Consider the following 12,564-nt stretch of genomic DNA (forward strand, 5'->3'; position numbering starts at 1 on the left):
GTCTGCTCAAATTATAGATGCTATAGTTGACTCCAAGTATGAGTATTGCAACTTAAAGTTTCAAAATTCCAACCTCCATTCAAGAGATGAAAAGGTGACACCGATGGCTTTTATCGAAATGACTGTCCCTCCGCTGCCGCACTACATTACAAGCGGTTTCAGCACGATATCCAAAGGCAGCAAACATCCGAGCAGACGCAATATCCAAGTATTTGATTTACTAATCACCACATCGGGCTGCTTCTACATAGGCGAGGAGGATGCTAGGTTTGAGGTAGCAGCTGGACAAGCCGTTATTCTAAGACCGGACAGCTATCATTTCGCTACAGAAGTCTGTTCCGAGCTGACGGGTACTTATTGGATGCATTTCCACGCAGGTGGACCATGGGCTATGGTAGACCATACGGTCCAACCTATACCTCTGGAAGATCCAACACAAACCCCAATTGAGCCATTTGCTGTAGAGCCCTTTACGATACGGATCCCTCAATATACAACACTTCTGCAGCCTGAAAAAACCTATGACCTGTTTGAACAACTTCAGCAGCTGCAACCAAGTGCTCATATGAGCAGTGTCCGTTTTGCGCAGCAGCAGCTTTTTCATGAATTATTGCGCCAGCTTTCCGCTACCACGGACAGCGATCATCCATCACCTTCCACGGCCTGCGCGGAAAAAGCGGCCTCCTATTTAAGGCAGCATTACAAATCGTCTGTTTCAGCCAAAGAGCTCGGCGATCACGTCAATTTCCACCCTGTTTACATTGCACGCTGCATGCAAAAGGAATATGGCTGTTCCCCGACGGAATACCTGCTCAGGTTAAGGATCCAGCAGGCTAAGCTGCTGCTGCTTCAAACCGATCTTCCCGTTGCGCACATAGCTGAAGAGGTTGGTTTTGAGCAGCCTGCCTATTTTGCCACCTGCTTCACCAAAATGGAAGGTATCTCTCCTCGCAAGTACAGGCAGCGGTTCTCGCGGGGGTAATTAACCAACAACTCGAAGGCATATATAGGCTAACTTCAAAATACAGTTAACTTATATAACTTAGAGGGAGTTGACTTGATATGGAAGAACAACAAAATGCGCCTGTCCTAAGTGTAAAAGATTGGATGATTACCATCCTGCTCCTTGCGATTCCACTTGTGAATATTGTGATGTTATTCGTGTGGGCATTCAGTAAAGGAGAAAACCCTACAAAATCTAATTATGCCAAAGCAAGCTTAATCTGGGCTCTCATCGGAATCGGTCTCTATTTTATTTTCTTTGTCCTCTTCTTCGGCGCAATGATGTCGAATATGAATCAATAAAACCTTCTCCTGCACAGCTATCCTCCATGCGGCCGTAACCGCTTGGGGATAGCTCTTTTTATGTTATACTGGAAAAAAATGATAAGGAGTCTACGAACATGGCTTCCCCCTTACATTGGAAAAAGTCACTATGGATTCTATGGGGCGCTAATTTCTCCGTTATGTGCGGCATGAATCTCGTTCTTCCGTTTCTACCGCTCTACATCGGAGAACTCGGGGTTCAAGATCTTGGCGAAATTGTACGTTGGACAGGCTGGATTGTTGCAGCACAGTTCATCACATCGTTTCTCACTCAGCCGCTCTGGGGAGCAATTGCGGATCGACGCGGACGTAAAATCATGCTGCTTCGCGCCGGGTTCGGGATGGCGATTGTGACAGCACTCATGGGCATCGTCACGTCACCTTGGCAGCTGCTGTCTTTGCGGCTGCTCAACGGTATCTTCTCCGGCTTCATCTCCATGGCGGTGTCTCTTCAAGCTTCCGTTACACCGCCGGAGCATTCGGGCAAATCGCTCGGCACCTTACAAACAGGAACTATCGCCGGATCGCTCATCGGCCCCTTACTTGGAGGCTTGCTGGCAGGTTTCTTCGGTTACAGCCATGTGTTTTTCTTCACTGGAGGGCTCATGCTCTGCGCGAGCATCATCGTCATGATTTTCATTAAAGAGGAGCGTAAGCCTCCCTCTAAGAAAAAAGAACGACAGCGCACAGATTGGCGGCTGTTTCGGCCTTTGCTCCCGGTCTTCGCTGCTTCCCTGATCACACAGATCGGAATGATGAGCATCGAGCCGATTGTGACGGTGTACGCGAAGACCTTATATACCGGTAGCCACTTGGAGCTGATCGCTGGTCTAATCGTTGCGATTACCGGCATCGCGAACTTGTTCGGCGCTCCATCCTTAGGGAGACTCGGTGACCGTATCGGTCAGCGCAAAACGCTTGTAATCGCCTTATCTATGGCGGCACTTGCCTTCATCCCGCAGGCTTTTGCCACTAGCATCACTATGCTCCTAGTCGGCAGGTTCCTGCTCGGGCTGTTCATCGGCGGCATGATTCCCTCTCTGAACGCGCTGGTCATGAAGCTAGCGCCTACTCAGATTCAAGGGACCGCTTACGGCTTTAATACCTCATCGCTGTTCCTAGGCAATCTGATTGGCCCCTTAATTGGCAGCCATCTTGCGGCAGCGTACGGTTTCACATCCGTCTTCTATGTCACGATGGGCATTTTACTGCTCTGTGCTGGATTCGTCTATACGAATCGCAGTTTAGACAGTCATTACCATTCAAAAACGGCTTAACACAACCATTTCTTTTAAAATTGGAGGATAACTATGAAACACGAAATTTTATATAAAGGCGCATTTCCTATGTTGAAGGTAGAGCTTGAAGCAGGCGAGAATATCAAGGCGGAAGCTGGAGCCATGGTCTCTATGTCCCCCAATATCGAGCTTAAGGGAACCGTAGAGGGCGGTCTCATGCGCGGTTTAGGCCGAATGCTGAGCGGTGAGAAATTCTTCTTCCAAGAACTAACACCAACCAGAGGATCGGGCGAGGTTTTGCTTGCACCTACTGTCATTGGCGATATCGAGGCCGTAGAACTAGACGGATCCTACAAGCTGTATGTGCAAAAAGATGGCTTTCTTGCTGGAACATCCGGCATTCAGGTGAATACGAAAATGCAAAACCTGATGAGTGGGTTTATGTCAGGCGAGGGCTTTTTCATCGTTGAAATTAGCGGAAAAGGCACCGTCTTCCTTTCCTCTTACGGCGCTATTCATGCCATAAATCTAGCTCCAGGGCAAGAAGTAATCATCGATAATGGACATCTTGTCGCTTGGCCAGATTATACGCAGTATACGATTGAAAAAGCAGCCAAAGGCTGGTTATCCAGTTTGACGAGCGGCGAGGGCGTTGTCTGCCGATTCCGCGGCGAGGGTGTCGTGCTTATTCAAACAAGGAATCCGCAGGGTTTCGGCGGGTGGATTAAGCAGTTCATTCCAGGTGGCAGATAAGTATAATGGTGTCTTGTAAGCTGGGTGGCCTGAGACTGAGAGCTAAATCGAAGTGGAGTAACTCCGTAATTTGGAACCCCTGATTTCATTCAGTGCATCCTCACCCAGAATGCTGTATTTTCTACAACTTTAATCAAGCAAATCCGTGTTACCTCGTCCAAATGTTGCAGAACATACAATAATTCTGCCTAAAAGTAACCGTTTTGCTCAAAATCCTGCAAAATTGTTGTACATGATACAACATCTCCAGCTTTGAAGGATGAAAATAAGGAAATTGTTGTACGCTGTACATCATTCAGGCAGGTAAACTAATCTATCCTGAAAAAAAACGAGAATTCCTCACAGGGGGTTCTCGTTTTTTTGATGATATTATGATAAAATGGTTCTATCATATAAACTTGGTTTTATATACAAAACCAAAAAATAGAAACGCAATGTATTCGAACGATCGCTTTGCGAACAAGGAGGCCCTAACATGGATGATAAATACCGCGTTCCGGCCATCGAACGTGCACACCTAATTCTCAAAGAAATCTCTCTGCATCCTGGTGAGTTGAAGCTAATCGACTTGTCACGAACGCTCGCTATTAACAAAAGCTCAATGTACTCATTGTTATTAACTATGGAAAACTTGGGGTGGATCGAAAAGGAGACCGGAGAAACCTACCGGTTAGGAAGAGAATTGTCTCGTTTCGGCCATGCCGCCATGCAGCAGCGAGACTTGAATGAATCCTTCCACAAGGAAGCAGCCATATCCAAGCTGAAGCTGGGCGAATCGTTCCAACTTGCCAAATTAGATGGCAAAGAAGTCCTTTATATCGCTAAAGAGGAAGCACTTACGCCTGTTAGGCTCGCTTCTGAACCAGGCATGCGGTTGCCTGCACATGCCACCGCACTCGGTAAGGTCATGCTGGCTGATCTGAGCGATGAGGAAATGGATTCGCTTTATCGTTCTGACCAAGAACCATTTCCACATTTAACGGTTCAATCCATTACCTCTTTACAAGCATTAAAACAAAGTTTAGAGCAAATCCGACAACAAGGCTATGCACTAGATTTGGAGGAAGCCGTGCTTGGATTTAGCTGCGCGGCGGCTCCGATCCGCAATGCCCAAGGCCAAGTCATTGCTGCTGTCAGCTGCTCCATGATGTCTCTGCAATGGGAACAAAAGAAGCAGTCCTGTATAGAAGAAATTTGTAATCTGGCTCATAAACTATCTGAATAAAAAGGAGAATTCTCATGCGATTACGAGACAAAATCATTCTCATCACAGGTGCAGGATCAGGAATTGGCAAAAGTACTGCTCTCTTATTTGGACAAGAAGGTGCGCAAGTCATCGTCAACGATCTCGACGTCGTCAAAGGACAGGAGACAGCGGATGAAATTATCGGGGCTGGCGGAGCTGCTACGTATATACAAGCGGACGTTACCCAAGCAGACTCCGTCAGTCAGATGGTAGAGCAAATCATACAGGCACATGGCCGTATTGACGTGCTTTTCAACAATGCCGGAATTAGCGGTGTAGGCGCGCTTCATGAGCTAGAACCTGACGCCTGGGACCGCATCATGAGCGTTAATGTCAAAGGTGTATTCTTACCTTCTAAGTATGTCGTGCCGCATATGATGGAACGCAAATCCGGTTCTATTATTAATATGTCTTCCTGTATCGCTGAAATAGGTCTGGCCCGCCGGGCATCTTATGCAGCAACCAAAGGCGCTGTTCTCGCATTAACGAAATCCATGCAGGTGGATTATGCCGCCTATGGCATTCGAGTGAATGCGCTGCTGCCGGGGACCATTTTAACCCCGTTCGTAGAAAACTATCTCCGCACTTCCTACGACGATCCTGAAGCAGCCATCGCCTCTTTGAAATCTAGGCAGTTAAGCAACGAATTGGGTCGCCCGGAAGACGTCGCGCTAGCGGCATTGTTCCTCGCTTCAGACGATTCCAAATTCATGATGGGTTCACCATTATATATAGACGGAGGCGTGACTTTCGGCAAAAACGCTTAGTTAGATGGCCTGCTATTATTTAATCATTTACTTATTCACTCATACATTAATTCAGGAGGTTTTCAAATGAAACTGCTTACTTTCAGGAAAAATGATGCGTTAACTCTAGGCGTCCAAACCGAGTTTGGCGTGCTGGATGTCGTTCAAGCTGTCAAGCAACTGGCGCCAGCATTCACAGTCCCTGCCACTGTTCACGAAGCCATTAATGGCGGGGCAACCGCTACCGATGCACTACTTAACCTTGTTAATCTTGTCCTAGAGCGCGAAGACCGTGCTTCCTTGCTGCTAAGCGAAGAGACAATGATTTACGGCCCCTGCGTTACGCATCCTAACAAAATCATTTGCGTAGGTCTGAACTATCGCAAGCATGCCGAAGAAACGAATGCCCCGATCCCGCAATACCCGATTCTTTTCAACAAATTTAATAATACGCTTACCGGGCACGGACATGACATTGCACTACCTCGTGTAACCAAGGAGGTCGATTACGAATGCGAGCTGGTTATCGTAATTGGTAAGCAGGCCAAGTATATCTCCAAAGAACAAGCCTTGGAGCACGTGTACGGATACTGCTGCGTGAATGACCTTTCTGCGCGTGATTTGCAAATGCGGACCCAGCAATGGCTGCTTGGCAAATCGTGCGATGACTTCAGTCCACTCGGTCCTTATCTAGTGACTGCGGATGAAGTTGGCAACCCGAATGACCTTCAGATTAGCACCACAGTCAACGGCAAAGTACGTCAAAACTCGAACACGGCGGATATGATTTTCCACTGTGACGAAATTGTCAGTTATATTTCTCAGCATATGACGCTATATCCAGGGGACATCATACTAACTGGTACACCGGAAGGTGTTGTGCTCGGCGATCCAGTTGATAAGCGCGTATACTTAAAAGACGGCGATGTCGTGACGATTTCTATCGAGAAATTAGGCAGCTTAACTAATCGCATGGTTAACGAGTAACTAGCTTTCGCGTTTAAAACGGAATCCAAAAGCTCCACTATACAGCAAAGAGCAAGCCGCAGCGGCTTGCTCTTTTTCTCCATTTATCCCCGCTTGACCAACATGGCAACACCTTGTCCGCCGCCAATACATAAGGCAGCCACACCCAGCTTGCCTTCTCTCTTCTCCAGCTCATGCAGCAGCGTAACCAGAATGCGGGCTCCGCTTGCACCAATCGGGTGTCCAATGGCAATCGATCCTCCATTGACATTTAATATCTCCCGCGGGATGCCCAGCTCGCGGCCAACGGCTAAAGACTGTGAAGCAAAAGCTTCATTCAGTTCAAATAAATCAATGCTATCGAGTCGAACTCCCGTTTTACGGAGCAATTTATGAACAGCATCAACAGAGCCCATTCCCATCATGGATGGATCTAAGGCAGCATTCGCATAGCCTTTGATGCGAGCTAAGGGCTTAAGTCCAAGCTCCTTAGCCTTATCCGCAGCCATAACAACCAGCACAGCGGCTCCGTCATTAATGCCAGAAGCGTTGCCAGCCGTAACTGTTCCTTCTTTTTTGAAAGCAGGTCGAAGCTTGCCCAGAACCTCAGCTGTTGTACCTGCCCGAGGAAACTCATCTTGCGCGAATAGCACCTGGTCGCCTTTTCTTTGCGGGATGGCTACTGGAACGATCTCATCCTTGAATCTGCCGGATGCAATCGCCTGCTCCGCTTTCAGCTGGCTCCAAGCAGCAAACTCATCCTGCTCTGCACGTGTAACGCGATGATGCTCCGCTATATTCTCGGCCGTGATGCCCATATGGATGTCGCACATCGCGCACCACAAACCATCCCGAATCATCGAATCGACCATGGTGCTGTCACCAAGCCGCAGGCCTGAACGAGCCCCGGGCAGCAGATAAGGCGCCTGCGTCATATTTTCCATACCGCCTGCCACCACGATATCCGCATCTCCGAGGCTCACAGACTGTGCCGCCAGCATGACGGACTTCAGGCCCGAACCACACACCTTGTTAATCGTCATCGCTGGAACGAATTGCGAATACCCCGCTTTCAGCCAAGCTTGCCGGGCTGGGTTTTGCCCAAGTCCAGCCTGAAGCACGTTACCCATAATGACTTCGTCTACTTGGCTGTCAACCAGATTAGCTCTCTTCAGAGCCTCTTGGATAACCGTACTGCCTAGCTGCGGAGCAGATATGTCCGCCAAAGCTCCCTGAAAGCTGCCAACAGCTGTTCGAACTGCGCTAACGATAACGACTTCTCTACTCATAACGATCTCCTTTGCTCATCTGAGGTTCATTTTGAAGAAGAGGACTAATTGTAAACCGCGCTTCCGTGTTGGCGAGAACCTCTTCCATCGTTACACCTGGGTGTATGCCCGATAACACCATGCCCTCATCTGTAAAATCAAAAACGGCTAAATCCGTGATCAGACGATTCACTACACCTTTGCCTGTCAGTGGCAGGGTGCATGCCTTTTTAACCTTAGACTCCCCTGCTCTATTCACATGTTCCATGATGACAATGATCCGTTTGGCGCCGTTGACCAAATCCATAGCGCCGCCCATCCCTTTCACCATTTTTCCGGGAATCATCCAGTTGGCAAGGTCACCGTTCTCCGCTACCTCCATACCCCCAAGAATGGCCAAGTCAATATGGCCGCCCCGGATCATAGCGAACGATTCTGCACTGTCAAAAAAAGAAGCGCCCGCCACAGCTGTTACCGTTTCTTTGCCGGCATTAATCAAATCCGGATCTTCTTCTCCAACGTAAGGGTAGGCACCGATGCCCAGAAGCCCATTTTCCGATTGCAGCATAACCGTCATTTCTGGCGGTATATAATTGGCTACGAGTGTAGGCAAGCCAATGCCTAAATTGACATACATGCCCTCTTTAATTTCATCAACGGCACATTGAATAATCGTTAAACGGTCATTTTTCATACCGATACCTCCTTACTTCGAACGGTGAGACGCTCAATCCGTTTTTCATAGGACGCACCCTTTACAATCCGCTGCACATAAATACCTGGTGTATGAATATCGTCTGGGCTCAACTCGCCTACCTGCACAATTTCTTCAACCTCAACAATCGTCACTTTCCCTGCTGCTGCTGCCAACGGATTAAAGTTACGCGATGTTTTGCGGAAAACCAGATTGCCCAGCGGGTCAGCTTTCCAAGCTTTGACCAAGGCAAAATCACCAAGAATCCCTTTTTCCAACAAATAGGTGCGTCCTTCAAATGTTTTGTGTTCTTTACCTTCTGCGACTAAAGTACCTACGCCTGAAGCTGTATAGAACCCCGGAATGCCCGCTCCGCCTGCGCGAATTCGTTCGGCAAGCGTCCCTTGTGGAACCAGCTCGACTTCGAGTTCTCCGCTTAAAAACTGCTGCTCAAACGTTTTGTTTTCTCCCACGTAGGAGGAAATCATTTTCTTGATTTGTTTGTTGGCCAGCAGCAGTCCAAGTCCACAATCATCAACCCCGCAGTTGTTGCTAACTACGCATAAATCTTTGGTTCCTTGCGCTTTAAGCGCTGCAATCAAATTCTCCGGAATCCCGCAAAGCCCGAAACCGCCAACAATTAACGTGGCTCCGTCACGAATATCCGTTACAGCTTCCTCTATGGAAGAACATATTTTATTCATGATGATCCATCTCCTATTCCTATCCCTAGGTTGATCTATATTTACTGTGCTGTGTAACCGCCGTCGATTAATAGTGAAGCTCCCGTTACACCTCGCAATTTGTCACTAGCAATTAACATCGCATAATCAGCAATTTCCTCTACAGCTAAGAGGCGTCTTTGTGGAACCAAAGGGTAAATAACCTCCTCAAGGACACTTTCTAAAGGAACATTGCGTGTTTTCGCCAAGTCCTGCAGCTGCCCTCTAACAAGAGGTGTATCTACATATCCCGGACACAGCGCATTCACCGTAATGCCGTGAGCAGCACCTTCGAGTGCTGCTACTTTCGTTAAACCGATCAGTCCATGCTTTGCGCTGTTATAGGCCGCTTTGCCTGCGAATCCAATCACTCCGTTGATCGAAGCCATATTAATGATCCGGCCAAAGCCTTGTTCCTTCATGATAGGGAAGGCATGCTTGATGCCGATAAAAGCGCCTGTCAACATCACCTTTATCAAGAATTCAAACTTTTCTACAGGGAATTCCTCAATGGGTGCAACATGCTGCAGCCCTGCATTATTGACGAGAATGTCCAGCCGTTTATAGGTTTGAACCACGGTTTCAATAGCTTCGACAAATTGCGGCTCCTGCGTTACATCACATTTGACCCCTATAGCTTCAAAGCCTTCTTGCTGCAACTGCTGCGCAGCCAGATTCGCTTGTTCACCATTGATGTCGGAAATGACCACCCTGGCTCCTTCCCGTGCATAAGTGCGTGCGATTTCAAGACCAATACCGCTTGCTGCCCCTGTTATCAAAGCGACTCTATTTTCCAAGAACCTAACCATTGCGCATACCTCCATCTTGAACTGTTAAAATATCGATAAAATGATCGCGAGCACGAGAACAGTTACTGTTTTGATAACCGTAATTGCGAAAATATCCTTGTACGATTGTCGATGTGTGAGTCCTGTAATGGCAAGGAGTGTGATGACTGCACCATTATGAGGGAGCGTATCCATACCACCTGATGCCATCGAAGCAATTCGGTGTAACAATTCCGGACTAATCCCTGCATTGTTTGCTGCGGCCAAATATTGCTTACCCATGACTTCCAAGGCGATGGACAGCCCTCCTGATGCAGATCCCGTTACGCCGGCCAACACGTTGACAGAAATCGCTTCAGAGATAAGCGGATGAGAGCTTAAGCCAAGAATCCAACCTTGAATTGCTTTGAATCCTGGCAGCGTTTTTACGACATTACCGAAGCCTACTTCAGAAGCTGTGTTGAAAATAGCAAGCAGCGCTCCCATTGCTGCAGCCGTCAAGCCCGCTGCCAATTTGCTTTGAACAACGCGTGCATTAATGCAGATTGCAGAAAGAATACCTATGCACAAGGCTACGATCAATGCCCAGGAAGACGATACCGTTTTTACATTGGCAATATTAAACGTTTTCAAAAGATCTGCTGAATACCAGTTATTTACCGTTAAGAAGCCTCTGCTCAGTAAGTAGTTAAATAGCAGGACCAGCACCAATGGGATGATAGACACCCAGAGATTTGGATATTTCTGATTGTCTAGCCCCTCAGGCTCATTCTTATGTCCTTGACCATAGCCTTCACCAGCAGCTTCCGCTTGCTTGCGTCTGCGTTCTAACCAGAACAGCCCTAGGCCAAAAACGATAAGACCGCCAATAATACCAAGAATTGGAGCCGCGTATGAATCCGTTCCAAAATAGGTTGTAGGAATAATATTTTGAATTTGCGGTGTCCCTGGCAGTGCGTCCATTGTAAAAGTAAACGCTCCCAAAGCAATCGTGCCGGGAATCAATCTCTTTGGAATATTGGCTTCTCGGAAGATCGAGACAGCGAAAGGGTACACTGCAAACGCTACCACAAATAAAGAAACGCCGCCGTACGTTAAGATACCACACGCAAGAACAACGGAAAGCATCGCTCTTTTGGATCCCAATGCCTTCACTAACGATTGCGCAATGGAGGATGCCGCACCGTTCAATTCCATCACTTTACCGAACACAGCTCCCAATAGGAAAATCGGAAAAAAGTTTTTCACATAATTCGCTGCGTTCACCATATACACTTCTGTATAGCTCGGCATTAAAGCAATTCCCGAAATCAATACGGCCAGCAAGGTGAAAATAGGTGCGAACACGATGACTGGGTAGCCTCTGTAAGCAAAAAACATCAGCAGGCCTAAGGATAACACAATCGCTACAATCTCAATAAACATGTTCTGTTCTCCTTTATAGTCATTTGTAAAGCGCTTCCAACTTGTCTGGTATGAATAAACTGCTTCAATTACATTTGGATTAATTTCAGTTTACATGCAGATTCTCAACAGGTAAAATTCATAATTGGAATGACAATCATGAAAAATCGCTATAGGTCGGGGATGATCCTTTGGATTTACGCCAGTTAACTTATCTGCTTGAAATTGCTAAACATATGAATTTTACCAAAGCAGCCGAAGCCCTTCACCTCACACAACCTACACTGAGTAAAATGGTGAAAAATATAGAAGAAGAACTGGGCGCTACTTTATTTGATCGTTCAGGTAAATATGTTCAATTGACGGACTCGGGAGAGATCGCCGTTCAACAGATTCAAGTCATCGTGCAGGCTGTCCAAGATCTTCATCACCTATTAGATGATGTCTCCAACCTAAAAAAAGGAACCATCACCATAGGGTTGCCCCCAGTAGTTGGTTCCGTTTTCTTTACACGAGTTATCGCAAAGTTCCAAATTAAACATCCAAATATCCACTTCCAACTTGTCGAAGAAGGCGCTAAGAATGTAGAAAGCCTTGTGCAAAATCGAAAGCTTGATCTTGGTGTGGTGGTTGGGCCAGTAGACACGTCTAACTTTGAAACCTTGCCTTTTCTCTTTCAAAAATTAGCGCTCATCATCCATCGTTCTCATCCGCTAGCTGAGCAAACTAGTGTATCACTCCTGCAGCTTAGAAATGAACCCTTTATCCTGTTTCCTAGCGGCTATGCCGTTCGAAACCATGTCATTCATGCCTGCCGATCCGTTGGATTCGATCCTTCCGTTGTCTACGAAAGCTCGCAATGGGACCTTTTGGCTGAAATGGTTGCTTCGAATGCAGGCATTTCCATCATACCCGAGACGATTTGCAGTAAAATCACTTGTCCCGAAGTACTTACGTTACCTTTAACAGAGCCTTCTATTCCCTGGAATTTAGTCATTATTTGGCCTAAGGATCATTACGTCTCTTACGCTATGCGTGAGTTTATCTCGTTTAGCCAAGAGCTGTCTGAGACAGAGAACTGACTCTGCCAACATTCACTTACTGTTGGGGTATTAGGTCATTCGAAGATGAGTATTACTTAGTCACTTTTACAATCATCTTATCGCTGGATACGGCTCCTGCATGGTTAACGAGCTCAGCGCGATACTCATAGGTGCCTATTGCTCTATTTGCTATGGTCGTTACTGCTGATTGAGCAGTGGGTGTTTTATCCAAAAGTGTTTGCGTATCGATTAGAACGCCGTTTTCATATAAATGATACGTTGTTCCATTCGTACCCCACCACATGTTCATGATGGTTTTGAAGTTGCCGTCACCATCCCAGTTGTCATTGGAAAGGACCGGTTTAGCCGG

The 12,564-nt window shown here is 47.1% G+C and carries 14 protein-coding genes; 8 read left to right on the top strand and 6 right to left on the bottom strand.

Annotated elements, in window-relative coordinates; genetic code table 11:
* Window positions 1-103: 103 nt before the first annotated feature.
* The 7 genes from GC098_RS32965 to GC098_RS32995 all read left to right on the top strand — a co-directional run bounded on the left by GC098_RS32965 (window position 104) and on the right by GC098_RS32995 (window position 6,296).
* Complete coding sequence (locus tag GC098_RS32965; RefSeq protein ID WP_171648155.1) at window positions 104-982, top strand: helix-turn-helix transcriptional regulator; 879 nt, start codon at window positions 104-106, stop codon at window positions 980-982.
* A gap of 80 nt (window positions 983-1,062) precedes the next feature.
* A complete protein-coding gene (locus GC098_RS32970; protein ID WP_171648157.1) occupies window positions 1,063-1,305 on the top strand; it encodes a hypothetical protein in 243 nt (80 codons plus the stop codon).
* 98 nt (window positions 1,306-1,403) lie between these two features.
* The gene (locus GC098_RS32975) at window positions 1,404-2,603 is read left to right on the top strand and encodes an MFS transporter (protein WP_171648159.1); all 1,200 of its coding nucleotides are present in this window, start codon (window positions 1,404-1,406) and stop codon (window positions 2,601-2,603) included.
* A 33-nt stretch (window positions 2,604-2,636) separates the two neighbouring features.
* Window positions 2,637-3,317, top strand: coding sequence for a TIGR00266 family protein (locus GC098_RS32980; protein WP_171648161.1), 681 nt, complete (start codon window positions 2,637-2,639; stop codon window positions 3,315-3,317).
* A 475-nt stretch (window positions 3,318-3,792) separates the two neighbouring features.
* A complete protein-coding gene (locus tag GC098_RS32985) occupies window positions 3,793-4,542 on the top strand; it encodes an IclR family transcriptional regulator (protein WP_171648163.1) in 750 nt (249 codons plus the stop codon).
* 14 nt (window positions 4,543-4,556) lie between these two features.
* Window positions 4,557-5,330: an SDR family NAD(P)-dependent oxidoreductase gene (locus GC098_RS32990; protein WP_171648165.1), complete on the top strand. Its 774-nt coding sequence runs from the start codon at window positions 4,557-4,559 to the stop codon at window positions 5,328-5,330.
* A 66-nt stretch (window positions 5,331-5,396) separates the two neighbouring features.
* Complete coding sequence (locus GC098_RS32995) at window positions 5,397-6,296, top strand: fumarylacetoacetate hydrolase family protein (protein ID WP_171648167.1); 900 nt, start codon at window positions 5,397-5,399, stop codon at window positions 6,294-6,296.
* An 83-nt stretch (window positions 6,297-6,379) separates the two neighbouring features.
* On the opposite strand, the gene GC098_RS33000 is transcribed toward GC098_RS32995, so the two are convergent.
* The 5 genes from GC098_RS33000 to GC098_RS33020 are packed head-to-tail and all read right to left on the bottom strand — an operon-like array spanning window position 6,380 to window position 11,172.
* On the bottom strand, window positions 6,380-7,564 hold the full coding sequence (locus GC098_RS33000; protein ID WP_171648169.1) for an acetyl-CoA C-acetyltransferase: 1,185 nt from the start codon (window positions 7,562-7,564) through the stop codon (window positions 6,380-6,382).
* The gene (locus tag GC098_RS33005; RefSeq protein WP_171648170.1) at window positions 7,557-8,237 is read right to left on the bottom strand and encodes a 3-oxoacid CoA-transferase subunit B; all 681 of its coding nucleotides are present in this window, start codon (window positions 8,235-8,237) and stop codon (window positions 7,557-7,559) included. The genes GC098_RS33000 and GC098_RS33005 overlap by 8 nt, the downstream gene beginning before the upstream one ends.
* Window positions 8,234-8,941: a CoA transferase subunit A gene (locus GC098_RS33010; protein ID WP_171648172.1), complete on the bottom strand. Its 708-nt coding sequence runs from the start codon at window positions 8,939-8,941 to the stop codon at window positions 8,234-8,236. Before GC098_RS33010 ends, GC098_RS33005 begins: the two co-directional genes overlap by 4 nt.
* Before the next feature lie 41 nt (window positions 8,942-8,982).
* Window positions 8,983-9,768 carry a 3-hydroxybutyrate dehydrogenase gene (locus GC098_RS33015; RefSeq protein WP_171648174.1) on the bottom strand — a complete coding sequence of 262 codons (786 nt, stop codon included), beginning with the start codon at window positions 9,766-9,768 and terminating at the stop codon, window positions 8,983-8,985.
* Window positions 9,769-9,792: 24 nt separating this feature from the next.
* Window positions 9,793-11,172: a GntP family permease gene (locus GC098_RS33020; RefSeq protein ID WP_171648176.1), complete on the bottom strand. Its 1,380-nt coding sequence runs from the start codon at window positions 11,170-11,172 to the stop codon at window positions 9,793-9,795.
* Between the two features lie 170 nt (window positions 11,173-11,342).
* On the opposite strand from GC098_RS33020, the gene GC098_RS33025 reads away from it, so the two are divergent.
* On the top strand, window positions 11,343-12,233 hold the full coding sequence (locus GC098_RS33025) for a LysR family transcriptional regulator (protein WP_171648178.1): 891 nt from the start codon (window positions 11,343-11,345) through the stop codon (window positions 12,231-12,233).
* Between the two features lie 52 nt (window positions 12,234-12,285).
* Here GC098_RS33025 and GC098_RS33030 read toward each other — a convergent pair.
* On the bottom strand, window positions 12,286-12,564 hold a 279-nt coding region (locus tag GC098_RS33030), incomplete at its 5' end, for an early set domain-containing protein (RefSeq protein ID WP_171648180.1).

Source organism: Paenibacillus phytorum, from assembly GCF_013141715.1.
Classification (GTDB): Bacteria; Bacillota; Bacilli; order Paenibacillales; family NBRC-103111; genus Paenibacillus_E; species Paenibacillus_E phytorum.

Excerpts from the sequence above, each read along its gene's own strand:
- GC098_RS33000 (WP_171648169.1), bottom strand. The coding sequence starts at position 7,564 with ATGAGTAGAGAAGTCGTTATCGTTAGCGCAGTTCGAACAGCTGTTGGC.
- GC098_RS33015 (WP_171648174.1), bottom strand. The coding sequence starts at position 9,768 with ATGGTTAGGTTCTTGGAAAATAGAGTCGCTTTGATAACAGGGGCAGCA.
- GC098_RS32990 (WP_171648165.1), top strand. The coding sequence starts at position 4,557 with ATGCGATTACGAGACAAAATCATTCTCATCACAGGTGCAGGATCAGGA.
- GC098_RS32985 (WP_171648163.1), top strand. The coding sequence starts at position 3,793 with ATGGATGATAAATACCGCGTTCCGGCCATCGAACGTGCACACCTAATT.
- GC098_RS32965 (WP_171648155.1), top strand. The coding sequence starts at position 104 with ATGGCTTTTATCGAAATGACTGTCCCTCCGCTGCCGCACTACATTACA.
- GC098_RS32975 (WP_171648159.1), top strand. The coding sequence starts at position 1,404 with ATGGCTTCCCCCTTACATTGGAAAAAGTCACTATGGATTCTATGGGGC.
- GC098_RS32980 (WP_171648161.1), top strand. The coding sequence starts at position 2,637 with ATGAAACACGAAATTTTATATAAAGGCGCATTTCCTATGTTGAAGGTA.
- GC098_RS32970 (WP_171648157.1), top strand. The coding sequence starts at position 1,063 with ATGGAAGAACAACAAAATGCGCCTGTCCTAAGTGTAAAAGATTGGATG.
- GC098_RS33005 (WP_171648170.1), bottom strand. The coding sequence starts at position 8,237 with ATGAAAAATGACCGTTTAACGATTATTCAATGTGCCGTTGATGAAATT.
- GC098_RS32995 (WP_171648167.1), top strand. The coding sequence starts at position 5,397 with ATGAAACTGCTTACTTTCAGGAAAAATGATGCGTTAACTCTAGGCGTC.
- GC098_RS33020 (WP_171648176.1), bottom strand. The coding sequence starts at position 11,172 with ATGTTTATTGAGATTGTAGCGATTGTGTTATCCTTAGGCCTGCTGATG.
- GC098_RS33010 (WP_171648172.1), bottom strand. The coding sequence starts at position 8,941 with ATGAATAAAATATGTTCTTCCATAGAGGAAGCTGTAACGGATATTCGT.